Annotated in this window: 19 protein-coding genes and 1 tRNA gene; 7 read left to right on the top strand and 13 right to left on the bottom strand. The window is 63.2% G+C overall.

Going from position 1 to position 21,715, the window contains the following annotated elements; translation table 11 throughout:
- Positions 1-115: 115 nt before the first annotated feature.
- The 5 genes from NKH91_RS02050 to NKH91_RS02030 all read right to left on the bottom strand — a co-directional run bounded on the left by NKH91_RS02050 (position 116) and on the right by NKH91_RS02030 (position 7,131).
- Positions 116-2,251, bottom strand: coding sequence for a 5'-nucleotidase C-terminal domain-containing protein (locus tag NKH91_RS02050; RefSeq protein WP_352845583.1), 2,136 nt, complete (start codon positions 2,249-2,251; stop codon positions 116-118).
- A 303-nt stretch (positions 2,252-2,554) separates the two neighbouring features.
- On the bottom strand, positions 2,555-2,929 hold the full coding sequence (gene omp10, locus NKH91_RS02045) for an outer membrane lipoprotein Omp10 (protein WP_023720183.1): 375 nt from the start codon (positions 2,927-2,929) through the stop codon (positions 2,555-2,557).
- Positions 2,930-3,116: 187 nt separating this feature from the next.
- Positions 3,117-4,562, bottom strand: a complete 1,446-nt coding sequence (locus tag NKH91_RS02040; RefSeq protein WP_023720184.1) for a homospermidine synthase — start codon at positions 4,560-4,562, stop codon at positions 3,117-3,119.
- 122 nt (positions 4,563-4,684) lie between these two features.
- On the bottom strand, positions 4,685-5,923 hold the full coding sequence (locus tag NKH91_RS02035) for a hypothetical protein (protein WP_352845584.1): 1,239 nt from the start codon (positions 5,921-5,923) through the stop codon (positions 4,685-4,687).
- Positions 5,924-6,081: 158 nt separating this feature from the next.
- On the bottom strand, positions 6,082-7,131 hold the full coding sequence (locus NKH91_RS02030; protein WP_352494711.1) for a LacI family DNA-binding transcriptional regulator: 1,050 nt from the start codon (positions 7,129-7,131) through the stop codon (positions 6,082-6,084).
- Positions 7,132-7,326: 195 nt separating this feature from the next.
- Between NKH91_RS02030 and NKH91_RS02025 the strand changes: the two genes are divergently transcribed.
- Positions 7,327-7,653 carry a MoaF-related domain-containing protein gene (locus tag NKH91_RS02025; RefSeq protein ID WP_156948115.1) on the top strand — a complete coding sequence of 109 codons (327 nt, stop codon included), beginning with the start codon at positions 7,327-7,329 and terminating at the stop codon, positions 7,651-7,653.
- Positions 7,654-7,668: 15 nt separating this feature from the next.
- The gene (locus tag NKH91_RS02020; RefSeq protein ID WP_031194347.1) at positions 7,669-8,112 is read left to right on the top strand and encodes a DUF6640 family protein; all 444 of its coding nucleotides are present in this window, start codon (positions 7,669-7,671) and stop codon (positions 8,110-8,112) included.
- 98 nt (positions 8,113-8,210) lie between these two features.
- Here the strand turns inward: NKH91_RS02020 and NKH91_RS02015 are convergent, their stop codons facing one another.
- The 6 genes from NKH91_RS02015 to NKH91_RS01990 form a co-directional block, all read right to left on the bottom strand.
- A complete protein-coding gene (locus NKH91_RS02015) occupies positions 8,211-9,149 on the bottom strand; it encodes a heme-dependent oxidative N-demethylase family protein (RefSeq protein ID WP_352481946.1) in 939 nt (312 codons plus the stop codon).
- Complete coding sequence (locus tag NKH91_RS02010; protein WP_023720190.1) at positions 9,146-9,433, bottom strand: YciI family protein; 288 nt, start codon at positions 9,431-9,433, stop codon at positions 9,146-9,148. The genes NKH91_RS02015 and NKH91_RS02010 overlap by 4 nt, the downstream gene beginning before the upstream one ends.
- A gap of 17 nt (positions 9,434-9,450) precedes the next feature.
- Positions 9,451-10,113, bottom strand: coding sequence for an aminotransferase class IV family protein (locus NKH91_RS02005; protein ID WP_352494712.1), 663 nt, complete (start codon positions 10,111-10,113; stop codon positions 9,451-9,453).
- On the bottom strand, positions 10,062-11,213 hold the full coding sequence (locus NKH91_RS02000; RefSeq protein WP_031194349.1) for an aminodeoxychorismate synthase component I: 1,152 nt from the start codon (positions 11,211-11,213) through the stop codon (positions 10,062-10,064). Before NKH91_RS02000 ends, NKH91_RS02005 begins: the two co-directional genes overlap by 52 nt.
- A 158-nt stretch (positions 11,214-11,371) precedes the next feature.
- Positions 11,372-12,181, bottom strand: a complete 810-nt coding sequence (locus NKH91_RS01995) for a helix-hairpin-helix domain-containing protein (RefSeq protein WP_352884556.1) — start codon at positions 12,179-12,181, stop codon at positions 11,372-11,374.
- Positions 12,182-12,572: 391 nt separating this feature from the next.
- Positions 12,573-14,408, bottom strand: coding sequence for a M3 family oligoendopeptidase (locus NKH91_RS01990; protein WP_352845587.1), 1,836 nt, complete (start codon positions 14,406-14,408; stop codon positions 12,573-12,575).
- Positions 14,409-14,560: 152 nt separating this feature from the next.
- On the opposite strand from NKH91_RS01990, the gene NKH91_RS01985 reads away from it, so the two are divergent.
- From NKH91_RS01985 to NKH91_RS01975, 3 genes are all read left to right on the top strand, one after another.
- Positions 14,561-16,123, top strand: a complete 1,563-nt coding sequence (locus NKH91_RS01985; protein WP_352845588.1) for a sigma-54-dependent transcriptional regulator — start codon at positions 14,561-14,563, stop codon at positions 16,121-16,123.
- A 359-nt stretch (positions 16,124-16,482) separates the two neighbouring features.
- A complete protein-coding gene (locus tag NKH91_RS01980) occupies positions 16,483-18,333 on the top strand; it encodes a peptidoglycan L,D-endopeptidase MepK (RefSeq protein ID WP_352884557.1) in 1,851 nt (616 codons plus the stop codon).
- Between the two features lie 104 nt (positions 18,334-18,437).
- Positions 18,438-18,511: transfer RNA gene (locus tag NKH91_RS01975), tRNA-Gln, on the top strand.
- Positions 18,512-18,553: 42 nt separating this feature from the next.
- Here the strand turns inward: NKH91_RS01975 and NKH91_RS01970 are convergent.
- On the bottom strand, positions 18,554-19,192 hold the full coding sequence (locus NKH91_RS01970) for a 2-dehydro-3-deoxy-phosphogluconate aldolase (protein ID WP_352481952.1): 639 nt from the start codon (positions 19,190-19,192) through the stop codon (positions 18,554-18,556).
- Between the two features lie 169 nt (positions 19,193-19,361).
- Between NKH91_RS01970 and trhO the strand changes: the two genes are divergently transcribed.
- On the top strand, positions 19,362-20,282 hold the full coding sequence (gene trhO, locus NKH91_RS01965; RefSeq protein ID WP_352481954.1) for an oxygen-dependent tRNA uridine(34) hydroxylase TrhO: 921 nt from the start codon (positions 19,362-19,364) through the stop codon (positions 20,280-20,282).
- Between the two features lie 22 nt (positions 20,283-20,304).
- Here trhO and NKH91_RS01960 read toward each other — a convergent pair whose 3' ends face one another.
- Positions 20,305-20,664, bottom strand: coding sequence for a YybH family protein (locus tag NKH91_RS01960; RefSeq protein WP_023720199.1), 360 nt, complete (start codon positions 20,662-20,664; stop codon positions 20,305-20,307).
- Positions 20,665-20,941: 277 nt separating this feature from the next.
- Between NKH91_RS01960 and NKH91_RS01955 the strand changes: the two genes are divergently transcribed.
- Positions 20,942-21,688, top strand: coding sequence for a tellurite resistance TerB family protein (locus tag NKH91_RS01955; RefSeq protein ID WP_352845590.1), 747 nt, complete (start codon positions 20,942-20,944; stop codon positions 21,686-21,688).
- Positions 21,689-21,715 lie beyond the last annotated feature (27 nt).

Genomic DNA, 21,715 nt, shown 5'->3' with positions numbered 1-21,715 from the left:
GCGAAGGTAGCGATGCCGCGCCGGTTTTCAAATGCAGCGTCTGGCCGCACCTTATCCCAGAAATGCAGCACCCGCCCGGTTTGCCGGGCGGGTGCATTGCGTTCCTGCGGCCGGATTACTTCGAGGCCGCCGGGATAGTCAAGGTTGCGCCGACCGGCAGCCGGCGTGGCTCGTAGGCTTTGTTGGCATCGAAGATCATTTTCCATTTGGTGCCGTCGCCATAGGCCTTCACCGCGAGATCCCAATAGGTATCGCCGGCGACGATTACATGGCTGCTTTCGGCCGGTGCCGGCTCAGCCGGCTTGGCGGGCTCGGCAGGTTTTGCCGGCTCACTTGGGGCTGGCTGACTCGGGGCCGGCTGAATCGGGGCAGGCGCCGTCTCGGCCGGTTTGGCCGGCACAGCCGGAGCAGGGGTCGCCGGAGCCGGTGTGGCCGGAGCCGCAGGTGCCGCCGGCTGGGCCGGCTCGGCGGGTGCGGGGGCCGCCGGCGCGGTTTCAGCCGGGACGGCCGGTGGTGTTTTGGAAATGTCGCCGGAGCCGGCCGGCATTTCGGGCATTGCCGGCTCAGCAGGCTTTATCGGCGCTGCCTCAGCAGGTTTTGGCGGTTCGGCCGGGTTGGCTGGTTCCGCGGCCGGGGCTCCGGTCGCGGCGATCTCGGTGATGCGGCCGTCGAGCTTCGGCGTATAGGGCCGGTGCGCGCCGAGGTAATCGGCGACGACCTGTTCCAGCCCCGGGCCGTAATCATAGGCGTTCTTGGCCTTCTCGGCGAATACCTTGTAGCCGTCACCGCCCTGGCGGACATAGTTGTTGGTGGCGACCAGATAGTCCTTGTCCGGTTTGATCGGCGTCCAGGCGCCGCCTTCCATGACCTCGACCGATTTGACGCGTCCATTAGGCGGCGCCGATTTGTCGAACGCATATTTCAGGCCGGCAACCTGCGGGAAGCGCCCGGCGCCGTCCTCGACCTGGCTGAGGCCGCTTTCGAGGCCGGCAACCAGATCCTTGCCGGTGATCTGGAAGGTCGCCAGCGTGTTCTGAAACGGCAGCACAGTGAGAACCTCGCCCATGGTGACGGTGCCTTGGTCGATCGAGGCGCGCAAGCCGCCGCCATTCGAGATGACGATCTCGACACCTTGGCCCTTGACCCGGTCGAGGACGGCGTCGGAGACCAGATTGCCCATCTCGCATTCGCGGGCGCGGCAGTTTTCGCGGCTGCCGTCGATCGCCTTGGTGGTCTCGGCGACTTCCTTGTTCTTCAAAGCCTCGATCGGGGCGCCGAGTTCCTTGATGCGGGCAAGCACGGCGGGGTCGGGCGTGATCGATTTGTCGAGATGAATGGGATCGCCGCTTGCCTCTTTGACGACGCCATTGTCGTCGAAGACGACCTTGAACTCGCCGAGATATTTCGAATAGGACGCCGCCTGCACGACCGGCACTTTGTAGCCGTCCGGATTGTCGACCATCGTCGGATAAGGGCCTTCCGCCTTGGGGTCGGTGTTGGACAGCAGCGAGTGGCTGTGGCCGCCGACCACCACGTCGACGCCCGGGATCTTGGCGATCACGTCGCGTTCTCGCTTGTAGCCGATATGGGTGACCGCGATGATCTTGTTGACGCCCTCTCGCTTCAGTTTCTCGACCTCGGCGGTGATCGACTTGACGTCGTCCTCGATGGCGATGTTCGGGCCAGGCGTGGCAAGCTCCGGCGTGTCGTTGGTGACCGCGCCGACGATGCCGATCTTCTGGCCGCCGACCTCGACCACGATCGACGGCTTGACGCGGTCGCCGAGCTTGGATTGCGCATTGGCCTTCACATTGGCGCCGAGCACCGGAAACTGGATCATGTCGAGGAACGGCGCCAGCGCCGACTCGCCATCGTCGAACTCATGGTTGCCGACCACCTCGGCATCGAATTTCATCTGGTTGAGGAATTCGCCTTCGGTCTTGCCCTTGTAGGTCGTGTAGAAGAGCGAGCCCTGGAAATTGTCGCCGGCGCTGAGCAGCAGCACGTTCTGGCCTTGCAGCTTCTTGCGCTCCTGCGCGATCGCGGTGACCAGGCGGCCGGCGCCGCCGACGCATTCGCCCTTGGTCTCCTCCTCGGCCGAGCAGGTCGATTCATACTTGTTGTTGCTCTCGATGCGGCTGTGCCAGTCGTTGATGTGCAGGATGTTCAGCGTGTAGTCGGCAAAGGATACGCCTGCCGACAGGCCAAGCGCCGATGCCGACAGCGCGGCGATGGCAGCGATCTTCTTCATTCTCGTCTCCCGGATAACTTGAGTACAGCGCCGCGCGTCATTTGGGACGCGCAAAGTACCAATTTTATTTTGCGCATGATCCTTTCCGAAAATCGACTCCGATTTTCGGGGTCATGCGCAGACGCGTTTAAAGCTCTTGTTTGACTGGGATGTAACAGCCCTCTCGGGCCATGTTCACATCGCGTTTCAGTCGATGCAAGCGGAAATCGGCATCAGCTTTGCCGGCGTAAAAAGGCTTTGCCGGCGTAAAAAGCGGCGGCTTGAAGCCGCCGCCCTTTTGCAAAGTCAATTCGGAATCGGATTTCAGGTGCGCCTGGTCAGCACAAAATTCTGCCCGCTCGCGCTGGTGCAATTGAGCTGGCTTGTGGAGACCATCAGGCAGTTGAAGCTGATCGGCGTCTGGCGGATCAGCGAAGTGCCATGGATCTCGACCGAGGTGCCGCCGGTCATGGTGTAGCTGCCATCGGCAAGCTTCTGGCCGGTGTCGGTTGCGACGGTCGCGAAGCTGCCGCCCTTGAAGGTGGACAAGCCCGTGCCCTGCGCGTCGATCCAGGAGCCTTCAACCCCTTTGGCCGTGATCACCGGCGGCTCGCCTGGGCCGGTTGTGGTGCAGGCCGCCAACGCGACCGTAGCGGCCGCGGCAATGCCAGCCGAAAGCAGTCTTTGCGCGATCGTCATCTTCAAAATCCTCTCCTCTCGCATCGGCCCGAAAATCGATCCGATTTTCGGAAAGCACGATGCTCACATTCAAAGTGCTAGAGCGTACTTTGTGCGTCCAAATGGACGCACGTCGCTCTAGGCCGCTCCTCTTCAATCGCCCGATTTCCGGGCGATTGCAAGCTGGCGGAGTGTCGACGCAACGCTGCTATCGAACGAGGATGTTGCGGAATTGCCACGGGTCTTTGGTGTCGAGGTCCTCGGAAAACAGACCAGGTCGATTGTCGAGCGGTGTCCAGTCGGTATAATAGCTCCTGACCGGCCCGAGATATGGGTTCTGCACGTCGAGGCAGCGCTTGTAATCCATCTCGTCGGCTTCGACGATGCCGGCCTCGGGATTTTCCAGCGCCCAAACCATGCCGGCCAGCACCGCCGACGTGACCTGCATGCCGGTGGCGTTCTGGTAGGGCGCCAGCTTGCGCGCCTCGGCCAGCGACAACTGCGAGCCGTACCAGTAGGCGTTCTTGGCGTGACCGTAGAGCAGCACGCCGAGTTCGTCGATGCCATCGACCAGTTCGTTTTCGTCGAGCACGTGATGCACGGGCTGAGCCTCGCCGGCGGCACCGAACATCTCGTGCAGTGACAGCACGGCGTCGTTGCAGGGATGATAGGCGTAATGGCAGGTCGGCCGGTACTGCACCTTGCCCTTCTTGCCGCGCAAGGTGAAGAAATCGGCAATTGAAATCGCCTCATTATGCGTCACCAGGAAGCCGTATTGCTGACCGGGCGTCGGGCACCATGTGCGCACGCGCGTGTTGGCGCCGGGCTGCTCCAGAAAGATCGCGGCCTTCGAGCCGTTCTTGTGTTTTTTGGCGTTCTTCGGCATCCACGTCTCATGCGTGCCCCAACCGAGCTCGGCCGGCTGCAGGCCTTCCGAAATGAAGCCTTCGACCGACCAGGTGTTCCAGAACACGTTCATCGGCTTGGGTTTCTTGGTGCGCTGGGTGTCGCGCTCGGCGATATGGATGCCCTTGACGCCGGCTTTCTTCATCAGCCTGGCCCAGCCTTCGCGATCGTGCTGCGCGGGCTCCGAGAAATCGAGGCCAAGATCTGTGGCGAGGTTGACCAGCGCCTGCTTGACGAACCACGAGACCATGCCCGGATTGGCGCCGCAGCACGAGATCGCCGTGGTGCCGCCTGGGTTCTTCGCGATTTCAGTACGCACCGTCTCGCGCAGCGCATAGTTGGTGCGTGAGGCATTGTCGGCCTTTTCGTCGAAATAAAAGCCGAGCCAGGGCTCGACCACCGTGTCGATATAGAGGACGCCAAGCTTGCGGCAGAGCTTCATGAGTTCGAGCGAGGAAGTGTCGACCGACAGGTTGACGCAAAAGCCCTGGCCGCCGCCATTGGTCAAAAGCGGTGTCAGCAGCTTCTTGTAGTTCTTCTTGGTCACTGCGTCCTGCATGAAGGTGATGCCGCGCTCGTCGAGCAATTTGCGGTCGGTGTCGCGCGGGTCGATGACCGTCATGCGCGACTTGTCGAATTTGAAATGGCGCTCGATCAGCGGCAGCGTTCCCCGTCCGATCGAGCCGAAGCCGATCATCACCACAGGGCCGGTGATCTCACCGTAAACGGGCCAGTTTTCATTCACCATTTATCGATTACTCCCTCAAAAAACGCTTCGGAACAGCGGCTTGGCCGCGGCGCGACAAACCATAGATCATTGTCACAATAAAGCGAAAATCGGACGGCCGGCGTTACGCCGCGCCATCCCGGCTACGGCTCGACCAGACTTGCAAACTCCGGCTTGAAGAGGGCACGTGCCTCGGAGATCGGCAGTTCCAGCAAATCGTCGGCGCAGGCCTGGATGGCATGCGGCAGGGTCTGGAGCCCGAACACCAGAACCTGCTTGTCGCCCTCGCGCCAGAGGCTGGCAGCCAAATTTTCGTCGATCAGATCGTCGATGCCGCATTCGGCTTCGTGATCAATATCGGTCTGATCGCTCGGTTTCTTGCGCCGCTGCTTGACGAAGGAGGCGAGGGAAGGACCGGGCTTGCCATCTATCGTATCCAAGAAAATGTCCTGAAGGCCGAGCAGGACGCCGCGCCGCACATCCATGATGTAGGCGTCCGAATAGTTGGTCGGATGCGCTCCGCCGCAGAAGATGCTGCCGGACTCCCGCCAGCTCATCAGCCGCGGAGTCAGCGAGGTCACTTCGAATGTGCTGTCCTCATAGCCACCGAGTGTGCCGCCGTTCACACCGTCAATCGGCCCGCCTTCGTTGAAACCGGCATATTGCGCCGCCACGCAGCCCAGTGCGCCGATGTTGGCGCGCCAGTGCCTGTCTTGCAGCAGAGCGTTCGCGGCCTCGATTGGAATGTCGCCGGACAGTTCGACAATGCGCGGCGTGGCAAATTTGGTGCGGGGGTCGACGACATAGCGGTAGGTTGCGTCCGGCCAACCAGTCGTCTTGCCGTTATCGAGCTGAGTGTCCACCCGCAGATAGTCATAAGGGGACGTTTCCATGGTGAGCGGCGTGTCATTGCCGAAGAACTTCATGAAGCTGAAATCGTAGAGATCGAGCGGGCTGCTGGGCTCGTTCTCGGTCACCTGCCGACTTGCGACCCGTTCCAATCTGAGCGGCAGCGCGCTCTTTCCGTTCCAGCTGCCTTCAAGGGTTTTGCCGTTACTGGATGAGGCCAGGCGCCAGACGGCGGCAATCGGCGCAGCCTTTCCGTCATCGCAATTGTCGGCGCCGCATGCCTCCTCCTCGGCCAGTTCGAACTTGCTGCCCTTTTGAGACCAGGCCTGCAGCGGGATGTCGACGCCCTTCGAGCGGTAGAAATAGCGGCCGGCCAGCGGGCCGCCGGGCGCGGCGGGGTCGCCGGTGAATTCGACGACGATATCGCTCTTTCCAAGCTTGCCGGCATAAGTCACCGGCTCCGCCTCGGCTGCTGTCGACAGTACCAGGATCGCGGCCATTAACGTGACCGGCCTGCTAAGATGCTGGATCATTTTTCCCCCAAGCCGCAAGTTACAGCTGTCTTGCGCCAGCAGTCACGGTCGGCTGTCAGGCCCTTATAGTCAAGTTGTGCCTCGTCCCGCACCTGAGGCTGCTCAGCGAAAAGACGCGGCGAGCGCCGCCCCTGGTGCGGATGGCGCATCCGCCCGTTTCAGCGGGTTTTTGTCCTCGGCGCGGCTGTGGAGGCTCGAACCACCAGTTCTACCGGCAGAACGACTTGGCGGGGGGCTTCATTGTCAAGGACCATTCGGGCGGCAAGCCGGCCTTTTCCGATCACGTCTTGTGCGACAGTGGTCATCGGAGGCGTGGTGCGTGCGGATTCAGCGGTGCCATCGAAGCCGACGACCGACACGTGGCCCGGCACGTCTATGCCGCGGCGAACCGCCTCGTCCAGGATCGTGATCGCCTGCCAGTCCGACATGGTCAGGATCGCGGTTGCTTCAGGCGCCCTGTCGAACACCACTGCTCCGGCAGATGGCTCGCCCGGGATCGTCTCGATGATCGGGACATCGTCGATCGACAAATTCGCCTCCGCCAAACCCTGTTTGAAACCGTCGAGCCTTTCATCGTCGAGCGGGAAGCCGGCCAGAAGCGGGCGCGTTGCCTTTCCGGGCATGTGGACAATCGGCGGGCCGGGAGACCGGCGCACCGAAAGGATGGCAAAATGCCGGTGCCCCAGCCCGGTCAAGTGCCGGACGGCAGCAACCGCGCCACTCCTGCCGTCGATCTTTATCGAATTGATGTCGGGACCTGCGTCGCTTTCGAGAATGACGAAGGGCAGACGGCGTCTCTGGACCGAAATTATGAGACCAATGTCGGCGCTGTGACCAAGGATAAAGCCGTCAACCAGGGCATCGCGGATGCTGGCGAAGCGCGTGTTGTCGGTGCCGTTTACAAGGCTGAGCGTCGTTCCAGCCTCGTCGCAGGCGAGCGAAACGCCGAGCACCAGCTCGCGGCCGTATGGGCTTCTCATCACTTCGGAGATGGCGTAGGCGCCAGGCGGCATGAACCCGATGGCATTGAACTTGCCGTCCCGCAGCAATCGTCCTTTCGGATCGGGGCCGCCAAACCCGAGCGCTCGCGCGGCCGCTTCGACGCGCTCGCGCAATTCGGGCCTGACCAGCTCCGGCCGGTTGAAGACGTTGGAGACAGTCCCCCGGGAAACTCCGGCAGCCTTGCCGACATCGGCTAGGGTGGGCATTGGCGGTTCACTCGTTTTCCCTGAGGTAGACCATTTTTTGGAGCGCTCCAAGAATTTTATTGACTCAAAACCAAAATAGGGGGATCGTGCTCCTTGGAGCGCTCCAAGAGCATATACTGAGGGTGTTTCTGCGACTGAGACACCGAGAATCGTCACATGGCATGGTCGCAGCGGCCAATGCCCAAGGAGAGGATGATGGCAGAAACCGATGCTTTTCCAGCCTCGCTCGTAGGCAAGACTTTCGACTGCGTTTTCGGCCCCTTCGTACCGCGGCTGACGTTTCTTTCGCCGCAGGAATTGCATATCCAGGCGTCGATCGGGACCACTGAAATCGACGAGGTGGTCAAGGTCGGCCTGACCAGCGTGCGTCCGAATCTCGTGCTCGCGAGTTGGACGGAGCAGAGCGGCAACTTCATTGTGCAGTTGCAGGATCACGAGAACCGGATCGTCCATAATTATGCGCGGCTGGCCGATGGGCAGCTCTTCTGTGCTCAGGGCGCCATTCAAGCCGTTCCGGCGTGAGGGGAGGAAAATGCGATGGAACTCGCTTATGACAGTCATCTGCTTGCTCGAATTCTGCTGAGCGTCGCGACCGTGGGTTACGGTGTAGCGACGATCAAAGCCGACTTGAACGCCACCCACGCCACCAATCCACTGTGGACTCCCCATGCCCGGTTTCACGTCGTCTGGCAGGTGCTGAGCTATACCGGGGTGGCGCTGATTGCCCTCGGACTCATCTGGATCAAGGGGCAACTCGAAGCCGAGCGGCTCTATCTCGCCGGCGGATTGGCCGCGGCCATGTATGGGGCATTCTTCGCGGCCATGCTCTCGCGGCCGATCTATGGTGGCGTGCTGTATGACGAGAACGGCTACCCGCCGTTCCGGCCGCCGTTTGGACCGGCGGGCTGGCGGTGGGATGTCAACGTCACCGTCTTTACCGCGATGTCGGCGATCCTGCTGCTGGGCCTGGCTGCGATTTAGGGCAATTCCGGGAAAAGTGTGAGACGGCTTTCCGTCCGGAATTGCGCAAGAGCAAAGAGGTGGAGCGGTTCGGCGTTTCCGTGAAACGATGAACTGCTCTAGGACAGCGCCAGCGCCCTAAGCCACGCGACCAGCCGGTCACGATCGGCGGTCATCCCCTTGTAGTCGAGCTGGGCCTCGTCCAGCGCCAGAAGTTGTTCGGCCAAGGACGCTGCGAGCGCCGCACGGTCGCGGTGGCGCTCCAGCACGGCGAGCGGGTCGAGATGGATGCGGATGGTGAAGAGTACGTCGCCCGAAACGGGGAGCTTTCTCAGCGTCTGCCGCTCGACGCGGATAAAGGCATGGGCGTCGATGTCACCGTCCGGGAATCTCGACGGGCGACTGCTGGCGCGGTCGATGCGTTCGACATTGGAGAGCGGATGGTAGAGCGCGTCGCCCGCCTGGATCGACCAGTTGTAGCGCTCGACGGCTTGGCCCTGGAGGCCGTCGAACATGCGGTTGATGAGATCGGCCGGGCGTGTGCCTGGACCGAAACCCGGTACCGGCGCGTGGATCTGCTGCAGCGGCTTGCCGAATTTTTCGGTCAGCGACCATGACGAGGGGAAGCAGAGCGAGCCGGCCGCCAGACGCCAGCCGCTCTCGTCGCGGCGCATCAGGATCAAATCCTCCTGGACGAGCAACGAGGCCGCGACAAGCGGCGCATCGCTGAAAGAAGCTGCGGTGCCTGAGCCTACAAGACTGTCGGTGCCGCCGATCACCACGATCCCGTTGTCGGTACGCCTGTGGGTCCCAGGAAAGTTCGCCGCCAGATGCGCACCGAGCAGATCGAGCACTTCGCGTTGGGCGTCGCGTGTGGCTTGCTCCTCGACAAAAACCTTGTCTGGAATTTCGGCATAAAGCCGGCGTTTCTCGGCAAGATAGGGCAGCAGATATTCGTCGATCTCGATCCATCTATCTAGATTGAGCGGCTTCAGCCCGATGGTGAACAGTTTCGACGAGCCGTCATAGGGTGTGTGGGTCGGTGGGCGGAAACTCATGCTTCTTTGTAGGCTTCCAGTGCGGCAGCGGCCATTCTCGCCGTGAATTCGGTGATTTCGTAATCGGCGGCGCCTGCCTTGGCGAAGGGATCGTCCGCCAGTCTGGCATCGAGCACGTCGCGTGGACCGCGCGCGATGATGATGCCGCCGGTCCTCGGCCGCTTCGGCCCGGAGGCGACAAAAATGCCTTCCGCATAACAGGCCTTCAGCCACTCGACATGCGCTTGCTGCAGGCTGTCGATCTCGGTCAGCGGCACCGTATACTTCAGCGAAACCACGAACATTGTTGTCTCCCGATGCTTCAGCCCAGCCGCGCCGGGATCAATCCGCGCAGCGAGTTGCCGACGAACAGCGCCTTGGCCGATTTCAGTTCGCTCCATGTGTAGATTGCTTCGCGGGCGCGGCCTTGATCCAGCAGTTCGCCGCGCAGGACGCCAGGCAGCAGGCCGCAATCGAGCCGCGGCGTGGCCAGCACGCCGTCGCCGAATTCGGCAAAGACATTGGTGATCGTGCCCTCGCAGATTTCGCCGCGCTCATTGGCGAGCAGCACCTCGTCGGCCCGGCCGGCGAGATATTCGGCGCGGGCGCGCGTATAGATTTGTCGGCGGCTGGTCTTGTGGCGCAGCAGCATATCGCTCGAATCAAGCCGCACGCGCGCCAGCTGCACGGTCCAGACCTTGTCTGCGGCGAGCGGCGCGTAGGGCTGCACCGAAACCGCTACATCGCCCTTGCGCGACAGGACGAGGCGAGTGCGCAACGCAATGTGCTGGCGGCCGACCGCATTCATCAGCGCTTCACCGACCCGTTGCGGGTCGCAGCCGAAGCCGAGTTCGTCTGCCGAGCCGTAAAGCCGCGCGAGATGGCGGTCGAAACGGAGGAAACCCGAGCCGGGTTCCCAGCGCATTGTTTCGATCAGTTCGAGATCGGCAGTGTTCCCGTCGCGAAACGGGCTTTCAGCAGACACTCCTGGTACTCCTCTTCGGCTGTCGAATCGAAGACGACGCCACCGCCGACATTGTAGACTGCCTCGCCATTGGCAAAGAGCGAGATGGTGCGGATCGCCACCGAAAAGCGCATCCGGCCGCCGGGGGCGATCCAGCCTATGGCGCCGCAATAGACATCGCGCGGGCCACCTTCCAGCTCGCGCAGGATCTCCATGGCACGGATCTTCGGCGCGCCGGTGATCGAACCGCAGGGGAACAGCGCGGCGAAAATCTGGCGGATGGCGAGGCCGGGCAAAAGTTTCGCCCGCACGCGGCTCACCATCTGGTGGACCGTCGGGTAGCTCTCGATGCGGAAAAGCTCCGGCACATCGAGCGTGCCAACCTCGCTGATCAGTGAGATGTCGTTGCGCAGGAGATCGACGATCATCCGGTTCTCGGCCTGGTTCTTCTCGTCGTTGCGCAAGAACGCTTTCAGGCGATCGTCCTCCGCCTTGGTGGCGCCGCGCGGCGCAGTGCCTTTCATCGGATGCGTCTCGATCATCCCTTCCGCGTCGACCTCGAAGAACAGTTCCGGCGAACGCGACAAGACGATCGGATCGCCAAGCGCGACCAGCGCCCCATACTTCACCGGCTGGCGTTCGGTCAGCGCGTTGAAGGCGTCCAGCGGATCGCCCGACCATTGCGCGTGGACCGGAAAGGTCAGATTGCCCTGGTAGCAGTCGCCCTTGCGGATGTGGTCATGCAGCCTGGCAAAGCGTTTGGCGTAGTCGTCCGAGGACCAGGCTGCCTTGGGGTCGAAGATTGGGCCGTTGCTAGCCGGCAGATCGCCTGGCGCGACCGTCTCTTCGACCGGCGGGTCGAACACGCCGAGGCAGAAAAGCGGGGCGCGGCGGCCGGCTGGCAGCAGCGGAACGAGCTTGGGCTCGAGCAGGTAGCCGGCCTCGTAGGAGAAATAGCCGGCCAGCCATTTGCCGCCATCATGTGCAGCCTGCGCGGCTTCAAGCGCCGGCAAAAAGTCCGCCTCGCCATGCGCCGAGATGATCTCGGCCGGCCGGTCGAAAACGAGCTGACGCGCGGTCTCGTCGTTCCGGAAAATTGCAAAGGGCAGGGGCAGGGACATAAGGCTCGGATGCTGCGGTCACCAGCGATCGATCTATATGGGGGCTCGACCGTGCGCAATCGAGGGAACGGCGTCTCAAGACGCAAAGGCGCGGCGGGGCAAAAACAAAAGCGGCGCCTGAGAGCGCCGCCTTGTTCCAAATGCCGCCTTGCGATGGATCAGGTGTTGCTGGCTTCCCCCGCGGTCGGGAAGCGGCGCGCAAATTCCTTTTCGTCGCCGGCGGCAAGCAGTTTCGCCTGCTCGATCCAGCGTTCACGTTCGATGCGGCCGTCGAAATTCAACGTCGCCTCGATCCGCCTGACATCGTCGGGCGTCCAGGCGGCGATCTGGGCATAGGTCGTGACCCCAAGCCCTTTGAGCAGCCGCTCGTTGGTCGGGCCGATGCCGATCAGGCGACGCAGATCGTTGGCTTTGCCCGCCGCTGCGGTCGTTGCGTTGCCGGTCGCGGCTTTCTTTGCCGCCGGCGCAGCCTTGCTTGCCGCTGGCGCAGTCTTTTTTGCCGCTGGCGCAGTCTTGGGTGCGGCGCTCGCTTTCGATGCAGCCGGCTTCGGCGTTGCCGTTTTCGCCGCACTTGCGCGTGGCGCGGTCGCAGCCTTGGCCGTTGCAGATTTCTTCGGCGCCGGTTTGGCCGGCGCGGATGTCGACATCAGGGTTGACGGTGCCTGCATCGCCGCCTTGGTCGCGCCGGCCTTGGCGGCTGGCGCCTTGGCTGTTGCCGCCTTCGCGGCTGGCGCCTTGGCGGCCGGCGCCTCGCCCAGCCGCCGCTCGAGGTCGGCGCGGGCGCGGCCGCATGCATCCAACTCACCGGTCAGACGGTCGCTATCGGCCCGCAATCTGTCGCGTTCGCTGCGCGTGCGGTCGAGATCGCCGCGCAAACTGTCGAGTTCGCCACGCAGGCGTCCCCAAATGAACCAGCCAACCAACACACCTACCAGGAACGCCAGGAGCATGTAGAAAAAAGTGCCCATTGTCTTTCTCTCTCCAGTCCGATCCGTCCGCCCTGGCCTGTGGAGCCATGACCTCGGCGAAGGACCATTCGATGGTGGTTCCGCAATTTGCAGAACAGCCGGCTTCGATCGAGCTGTCGGCGACCGGTTTGCCCCTGGCCAACAACCGTTGTCGCATCCGCCGACGCGCCATGACCGGTCGGGACTTTCCGACCGGATCCATTCGTGCCCGGCTGAGCTTGAGGGCGGACGCTATCATACAGCTTACGGGAATCTAACGGAAAACTTCCATGGAAAGTTATTTAAGAACAAATATCCAAGACAAGAATAGAACCATCGCCAATATGCATTGCAGCTAAACTGTTCTGGAAAACCCGGTCACCCGGTGTTGCGCATCACCCAGTGTTGCGCATCACTTGTCCAGTGCTTCCAGCTCGTCGATCAGTCCGCTGATCACACCAAGCCCGATCTGCCAGAAGGCAGGGTCGGCCGCGTCAAGGCCGAACGGCGCCAGAAGCTCGGAATGATGCTTGGTGCCGCCGGCGCGCAGCATGGCAAAATATTTCTCCTGAAAGCCGCGCTCGGCGTTCTGGTAGACCGCGTAGAGCGAGTTCACCAGGCAATCGCCGAATGCATAGGCATAGACGTAGAAAGGCGAGTGGATGAAGTGCGGGATATAGGTCCAGAAAACCTCGTACCCCTCGCGTAGCTTGATCGCCGGCCCGAGGCTTTCCGCCTGCACTTCCAGCCAGAATTGGCCGAGCTTGTCGGAGGTCAATTCGCCGCTCTTGCGCTCGGCATGCACCTTGCGCTCGAACTCGTAGAAGGCGACCTGGCGCACGACCGTGTTGATCATGTCCTCGACCTTCTGGGCGAGCATGGCCTTGCGTTCGCGCTTGTCGGTGGTCTGCTCGAGCAGCGAGCGAAAGGTCAGCATTTCGCCGAACACCGATGCGGTTTCGGCCAGCGTCAGCGGCGTCGACGCCATCAGGGCGCCCTGGCCGCCGGCCAGCACCTGGTGCACGCCGTGGCCGAGCTCGTGCGCCAGCGTCATCACGTCGCGCGGCTTGCCCATGTAGTTGAGCAACACATAAGGATGCGCCGAAGGCACGGTCGGATGGGCGAAGGCACCAGGCGACTTGCCGGGTCTCACCGGTGCATCGATCCAGTTGCGGTCGAAGAAAGTTCTGGCGATCTCCGCCATGTCGGGTGAAAAGCGCTGATAGGCGGAAAGCACGGTGTTCTTGGCCTCGTCCCAGCCGATGACCGCCTGCGGGGTCTCCGGCAGGGGCGCGTTTCGGTCCCAATGGTTCATCACGTCCATGCCGAGCCAGCGCGCCTTCATCGCATAATAGCGATGCGACAGGCGCGGATAGGCGTCGCGAACCGCCGCGGCGAGTGCGTCCACCACGCTGCGTTCGACGCGGTTGGCGAGATGGCGGGAATCGGCAATGTCCTCGAAGCCCCGCCAGCGGTCGGAGATCTCCTTGTCCTTGGCCAGCGTGTTGGTAATCAGCGTGAAGACGCGCAAATTCTTGCGGAAAGTTGCGGCCAGCGCTTCGGACGCCCGGCGGCGCACCTCGCCGTCGGCGTCCTGCAGGCGATTGAGCGCCGGCTCAAGCGTCAACTCCTCGCCGTCGACGCCGAAGCGCAAATCGGTCATCGTCTCGTCGAACAGGCGGTTCCAGGCCCCGCGCCCGGTGATCGACTTTTCGTGGAAGAGTTGCTCGATGCGGTCTTCGAGCTGATAGGGCTTGTCCTTGCGCAGATCGAGCACCCAGGGCCGGTAGTGGGCGAAGGCCGGATCGGCGGCGAGTGCGTTTTCGATCGCGCCATCGTCGATGAGGTTCAGCTCGAGCGCGAAAAACAGCAGGTGCGCGCTGGCATCGGTCATCTTTTCCTGGATGTCGCCATAGAGCTTGGCGCGCTGCGGATCCGACGTGTTGCCGGCATAGACAAGCCCGGCATAGGAGACGATCCGGCCGATCAGCTCCTCCAGCGCTTCATAGGCCTGGAGCGCCTCGCCCAGCCTGCCGGCGCTGCCACGCCCGGCCTCGGCGGCGAGCGTGCCTTTCCAACGGCTCTCGAAGGCGATGGCATCGGCGGCGGCCTTGGCGATGTCGCGCTTCAACTCGGGCGCTTCCATGCCCGAATAGAGATCGGCCAGATTCCATTCCGGCAGGTCGCCAAGCTCCGCCACGCCCTGACCGGACGCCGCCGCCAGCTTTCGAGCAAAAACCATGCGCATTGCCGATCCTTCCAAACACGAAAATTCGAGGAAACGAGAAGCCGGTCAAATCCTAAGGAATTCATTCACCGGGTTTTTTGAAAGCTTATTTAGAACCCTGTGCCAAGATGATCCATAGGGCGCATTCTCGGGCGGGCACGGTCGGATCAGTCATGGCAGCTTCCATACTCATAGTCGATGACGATCCGGTGCAGCGCAGGCTGCTCGAGGCGGCGGTGACGAAATTCGGCCACACCGCGATCGTCGCCGATGGCGGCGAGGCCGGTCTCGATGTTGTCGACGGGCCCAATGCGCGCGACGTCTCGGTGGTCATCCTCGACCTGATGATGCCGGGCCTCGATGGCATCGGCGTGCTGAAGGCAATGCGCGAGCGCGGCATCCACATTCCCGTCATCGTGCAGACCGCCCAGGGCGGCATCGAAACCGTCGTTTCGGCAATGCGTCACGGCGCCTTCGACTTCGTCGTCAAGCCGGCCTCTCCCGACAGGCTGCAGGCGTCGATCGGCAACGCCCTCAAGGTCGAAGCGCTCGAAGGCGAAGTGAAGCGCTCGTCACGGCAGCGCGGCGGCCATCTGACGTTCAAGGACATGATCACTCACAGTCCGGCGATGGATCGGGTGATCCGGCTCGGCCGCAAGGCGGCGGCGTCCAACATTCCGATCCTGATCGAGGGTGAATCCGGCGTCGGCAAGGAACTGGTGGCGCGCGCCATCCAGGGCAGCGGCGACCGCCGCTCGAAACCCTTCGTCACCGTCAATTGCGGCGCCATCCCCGACAATCTGGTCGAATCGATCCTGTTCGGTCACGAAAAGGGCTCGTTCACCGGCGCCACCGAAAAACACACCGGCAAGTTCGTCGAAGCGCATTCGGGCACGCTGTTCCTCGACGAAATCGGCGACCTGCCGCTCGACGTGCAGGTCAAGCTGTTGCGCGCCGTACAGGACGGCGAGGTCGATCCGGTAGGCGGGCGCTCGACCGTCAGGGTCGACATCAGGCTGATCTCGGCAACCCATCGCAACCTGCTGCAGCAGGTAAAGGACGGCAAGTTCCGCGAGGATCTGTTCTATCGTCTGAACGTCTATCCGATCTTCGTGCCGCCATTGCGCGACCGTCGCGACGACATTCCCCATCTGGTCGAGCACTTCATGGAGAAGATGGCGCCCGCCGATCCGCGACACCGTCTGCGAGGCATCTCGGCTGCGGCGCTCGCCATGCTGCAGGCCTATGACTGGCCGGGCAATATAAGGCAGCTCGAAAATGCCGTCTTCCGGGCTTCGGTGCTCGCCGAGGGCGACATGCTGACCGAAGAAGAGTTCCCGCAGATCCGGGCGCAGGTCGAGGGCACAGTCAATCTCGATGCGGATATCGCCTCGCCAGCTTCAGGGGGGCCAGCTTCAGGGTGGCCAGCTTCCGGATTGGCTTCGGGCAGCCTGCCGCGTGATAACGTCCCGGCCGCCGTCGGCGCCGCCGCGGCCGAGCCCGACGCGCCGGCCAGACCCCGCTTCGGCACGCTGCGGGCGCTCGACGAGCGCGGCAATGTGCGTGCGCTGGCCGATGTCGAGCTCGAAATGATCAAGCTCGCCATCGACCACTACAACGGCCAGATGAGCGAGGTCGCCCGCCGCCTCGGCATCGGCCGGTCGACGCTCTACCGCAAGCTCAAGGAATACGGCATCGACCCGGAGACCGGCCGTGTCGAGAGGCTCGCTTCCTGAGTCACAGGGCCAAGCCGGTTCTCATCCGGACATCATTCCAGGCAACTGAGTCTCGTAATGACGTGTTCGCCGCAATGTTCACGTATTAAGGCGGACGGTAACAGATCGTGTTTCGAGCTGGCGCCAAAACATGATCTAAACCAGCGGTTTACCAAGATATCCTGCGCAATATTTTTGGCGGGATATCGCCACGGTGTTACCGCATTTCGGCTTCAATAAGCGATGATTAACCATTAGGATCGATATTCGGATGCACATCTAACGCATCCGTTTGGTCAAATCCGGGGACAAAACGGCAGCCTGCAAGGCCTTTTGATTTGAACAGAATCGAACGACACAAAAACGGGCGGCATTATCACATGAGCGTCTGGCCGAGATGGCTGGCAGCGGTGATTGTTGCCGTCGGGTTCCTTGCAGCGGCGGCAACCGGCGCCGGCGCCGAGACACGTTCGCTGAAGCTCTATCATCTCCACACGCATGAAAAGGCGGAGATCGTCTACAAGCGCAACGGCCGCTACGATCAAGCGGGCTTGCGAAAGATCAACATCATCCTGCGCGACTGGCGTCGCAACGAGCCGACCAAGATGGATCCGCGCCTGCTGGACCTGGTCTGGGAAGCCTATCGGGAGAGCGGCGCCACCGACTATATCCAGGTCGTCTGCGGTTATCGTTCGCCGTCGACGAATTCGATGCTGCGCAGCCGCAGTAGGGGCGTCGCCGAGAAGAGCCAGCACATGCTCGGCAGGGCGATGGATTTCTACATTCCCGGTGTGCCGCTGAAGAAGCTGCGCGACATCGGCCTCAGGATGCAGGGCGGCGGCGTCGGCTATTATCCCAGCTCCGGCTCGCCCTTCGTGCACATGGATGTCGGCAATGTGCGCCACTGGCCCGGCATCAGCCGCCAGGAACTGGCGCGCGTGTTCCCCAACGGCAAGACGCTGCATGTGCCGAGCGACGGCAAGCCGCTGCCCGGTTATCAACAGGCGCTCGCCTCCTACAAGGCCCGTAAGGGCGCCGGCGCGCCGGCCATCGAACTGGCCAGCGCAAGCGGCGGTGGCAAAAAATCCCGCGGCTTCCTGGCAGCCTTCTTCGGCGGCGGCGACGACGAGGCGGACGACAGCGCCGATGTGGCGATGGCCGAGCCAGCGCCAAAGCCCCGTAACGTGAAGCCAGCGCCGTCGGCCAAGAGCAGCAATCTGCCTGGCATCGCCATCGTGGCGCCTCGAGATGCCAAGCGTGCCGAGATTCCGGAAGTCGCCGATGCTCCGGCGCCTGCGCCTGAACCGGAGAACGACACGCCGGAGACGATCATCGCGGCATTGCCGGCGCGCAGCATTCCGCTGCCCGATTTTGCTCCGCGCCCGAAGGCCGACATCGGTGCCCAGCCGCCTGAAAACGTTCCGTTCGGCGTGGCGGATGCGACTGCATCCACCGAACAGGCGGTGGCAACCGCGCAAGCGCCGGCAAGTGTGGCGTCGGCAAGTGTTCCGTTCGGCATGGCAGACGCGTCGGCTACGGCCGGCCCGGTGCAGGTCGCGACAAACAACATTCCCGTGCCGAGTTGGCGGCCCGATCATTCGCTGCCGGCCGATCTTTCGTCGGCTGGTCTTGCGCCGCAGGACAAGCAAGTATTGCTGGCGCTCGCGAGTGCGGCCGAGCGGAGCAACACCGCCACCGATGCATTCTCGGTATTGCCGTCGGCGCGGCCCGACAGTTCGCAGCCCGACGAGGTCAAGGCCGTTCTGGAACGGGTCAGCGCGACCGACGAATACAAAGTCGCTTCGCTTTCCGAGCAAGCACCGGTGTTCGAGGAACCGGCGAGTGACGACGCATCGAGCGACGGGGCGTCGCCGCGCAAGGCCATCGTTGCCCGCCCGGCCGGCTCCGACCCGACGGCCGTCATCGGCGCGGGCGTGAAGACCACACGCAAGGAACCCAGGGCCACCGCCCGCGACCTGAAACCCGGCCCCAAGCCGGTGGTGGTCGCTGCCGCGCCGCAGGCTGCCCGTTGGGCGCTGCACAGCGGCGAGTATGTCGCGACCGTTTCAGACGCGACAACGGCGCCGCGCTATGCTTACGACTTCGTCCGTACGGCACCGAGCGAGGTCTATACCGTCGGCTTCCAGCCGGGCAACGAGATGGCCGACGCCAACCGGTTCACCGGCAAGGCCGTCAAGTTCATGTCGGTGGCCCGCTTCCAGACCGAATAACAGCTGGGCAAATATCGTAGAGGCCGCGCTGGCAACCGGCGCGGCTGCCGCCACCGCCGGCACTGGCTTCCTTCGTGCCGGGATGCTAACCAAGGTCAGCATTCTCCCGCTTCGTCTAATGGTAGGACAGCGCCCTTTGAAGGCGTGAATCGTGGTTCGAGCCCATGAGCGGGAACCAGCCGGCGAACCAGATCGGCAGCAGGCCAGATCGGCGGCGATGCTAGCGCCCGAGCTTGCTCGCGGCGCGCGCCAAGGCTTCGATCTCGTCCCATTTGCCGGCCTTGACCAGATCGTCCGGCGCCACCCAGGAACCGCCGACGCAGATGACGTTGGGCAGGCTGAGATAGTCGGCGGCATTCTGGCCGGTGATACCGCCGGTCGGGCAGAATTTCACGTCGGCGAGCGGCGAGGCGAAGGCCTTGAGCGAGGCGATGCCGCCCGACTGTTCGGCCGGGAAGAATTTCAGAAAGCGCAGGCCGGCTTCGCGCGCGGCCATGACCTCTCCCGGCGTGATGGCACCGGGCAGCAACGGCACTTCGCTGTCCTTGGCTGCCGCGAGAAGCTCGCGGGTGATGCCGGGGCTGACGATGAACTTCGAACCGGCGGCCGCCGCCTCGCCGAACTGGCGGGCGTCCAGGATGGTGCCGGCGCCGACGACGGCGTCTTCGACCTCGCCCGCCACCCGGCGGATCGCCTCCAGCGCGTCGGCGGTGCGCAGCGTAATCTCGATCGCCGGCAGGCCGCCGCGGGCCAACGCCCGGGCCAGCGGCACCGCGTCGGCGGGATTGGCGATCTTCAGCACCGGTATGACCGGCTGGCCGTTGAGGAGCGACAGGAGCTTTTCGGTCGTGCTGGGCATTCGTCGTCTCTCCTCTGTTGATCAAGTCGACCGGTTAGCAGAAGGCGGTTTTTCTGTCCACGAAACGCGGCGTGTCGCGATGTCACGCGTGGTGTTCGAAACCCGTCGCGGGCAGACCGCTCCCGGCTCTGCCTTGATCCGGCTGTCGTGAGCGTTTAGTGGCTTGGAGATGACACTGTCCGGCCAAGCCTTCCGTGTTGCCGCGCTTTACCGCTTCGCCCGGCTCGACACCTTCGAGGCGCTGCGCGCGCCGCTCGCCGCCTTCTGCTGCGCACGCGGCATCAAAGGCACGCTGCTTTTGGCGCGTGAGGGCATCAACGGCACGGTCGCCGGCAGTGAAGCGGCAATCGCGGCGCTCATCGGTCATCTCGAATCCATCGAAGGTCTCGCCGGCCTCGAGATCAAATACAGCAGCGCCGCAGCGATGCCGTTCCACCGCATGAAGGTGCGGTTGAAGCGCGAGATCGTCACCATGGGCGTGGACAATATCGACCCGGCGGCAGGTGCAGGCACCTATGTCGCGCCGGCCGACTGGAACGCATTGATCTCGGATGCAGGCACCATCGTCATCGATACGCGCAACGCCTACGAGGTATCGCTCGGCACCTTCAAGGGCGCTGTCGATCCCGCCACTGCCAGCTTTCGCGAATTCCCGGCCTGGGTCGAGCAGCATCGGCATGAGCTCGAGGGGCGCAAGGTCGCCATGTTCTGCACCGGCGGCATACGCTGCGAGAAGGCGACGGCCTATGTGAAGTCGCTTGGCTTCGAGGACGTTTTCCACCTCAAGGGCGGCATTCTGAAGTATCTCGAAGACGTGCCCGCCGAACAGAGCCTCTGGCAAGGCGAATGCTTCGTGTTCGACGAGCGCGTTTCGGTATCGCACGGGTTGGTCGAAGGCGAGGCCGAACTCTGCCGCGCCTGCCGGCATCCGCTAGCCGCAGAAGACCGGCTGTCGCTGGAATATGCAACCGGCGTTTCATGCCCGCATTGCTTCGATGCCCGCTCGGAGGAGGATCGCGCCCGCTATGCCGAGCGCCAGCGCCAGGTCGAGCTGGCGCAAGCGCGCGGCGATCGTCACATCGGAAGTTAGCTTCACGTCAAGCAACTTCACGTTAAGCAACAGAGAAGCGATCGATGACCCACAGCCATGTCCCGTCGTTCTGCCGGCGTGCGACCTCGGTGGTGATCGTGCCGTCGGGAAGCCGGGTCGAGGTGAGCGCGAGGTCGCCATTGATGACAGCCGGACGCTGATCTCCGGACTGAAATTTTCGGCCGGTTGCGGTGATCTCCGCGAACAGCGTTTGGATGGCTTCGCGGCCGAACGTCAGTTGTCCGCCACCGCTGTCGATGACTGCATGCGGCTCAAAAAGCGCGGCCATGCCGTCAATGTCTCCGACCCATTGCCGTGAAATCAGCAGGCGCTCCAGTTCCTGGGGATCGCGTGCCGGCTGGCGGTCAGTCTCATCGGTCATGCCAGGCTCCTCGCAAGCGACATGCCGCGACATTACTCGAAGTCGGGGCTGGTTTCGACACTTCCAAGGTCCACAGCACTGCATGTTTTTAGGGTGCGGAAGGAGGCTGAAGCAGTTTGATTTCCGTGTGAAGTCCCAGCAGATGTCGGTGCGAGGTCACGCGTGGCAGCGGGCAAAAGGATGCACCGCGTCATTGTAATGTCAAACTGCGGGACCTAGGTCTTCGACGTGCAAACCTGCCCGCGCACCTTCGGCCGGGCCAATTCTGGAGGCATAGATGTTCGATCCCAAGAAGCTCCTCGACGACCTGCTCGGCTCGCAAGTTCCCGGTACCGGATCGACCGTCCGTGACAAGGCGGGGCAGGCGGTGCAGATGGCCAAGGACAATCCGCTTGCCGCCGGTGCGCTGGCCGCGGTGCTGCTCGGAACCGGCCCAGGCCGTCAGGTCACCGGTGCGGCGGTGAAGCTCGGCGGCCTGGCCGCGATCGGCGGCCTCGCCTACAAGGCTTACCAGAACTACAAGAGCGGCAACGCGCCGGCCGAAACGCAAGCCGCCGGTGAACCGGAATTGCTGCCGCCGCCGGCCGATACCGCCTTCCATCCGTCGCAAGCGCCGCAGGGCGAAGACGAATTCACGCTGACGCTGGTCAGGGCGATGATCTCGGCGGCGAAGGCCGACGGTCATGTCGATGACGAAGAGCGGCAGAAGATCGCCGGCAAGCTCAGCCTCGCCGGCGTCGGCGCCGAAGCGGAGAAATTCCTGATGTCGGAACTGGACGCGCCGCTCGATCTGGATGTGCTGATCGCCGGCGCCAAGACCGATGCGCAAAAGCTGGAACTCTACACCGCCTCGCGTCTTGCCATCGATCCGGACACGCGGGCCGAACGCGGCTATCTCGACCTGCTTGCTGGCCGCCTCGGCCTGCCGGACGCGCTGGTCGACCATGTCGAGGCGACGGTGACGGCGGCGAAGGTGCCGGCAGCGGGCAGCACGGCCAAGCCGGTGAACGGTTCGCGCTGGTAGCTTGAAGGGGAGAGCCTCGGAGCGCTC

It is taken from the genome of Mesorhizobium sp. M0894, from assembly GCF_040319725.1.
GTDB lineage: Bacteria > Pseudomonadota > Alphaproteobacteria > Rhizobiales > Rhizobiaceae > Mesorhizobium.
This window is presented reverse-complemented; position numbering and strand designations above follow the sequence as displayed.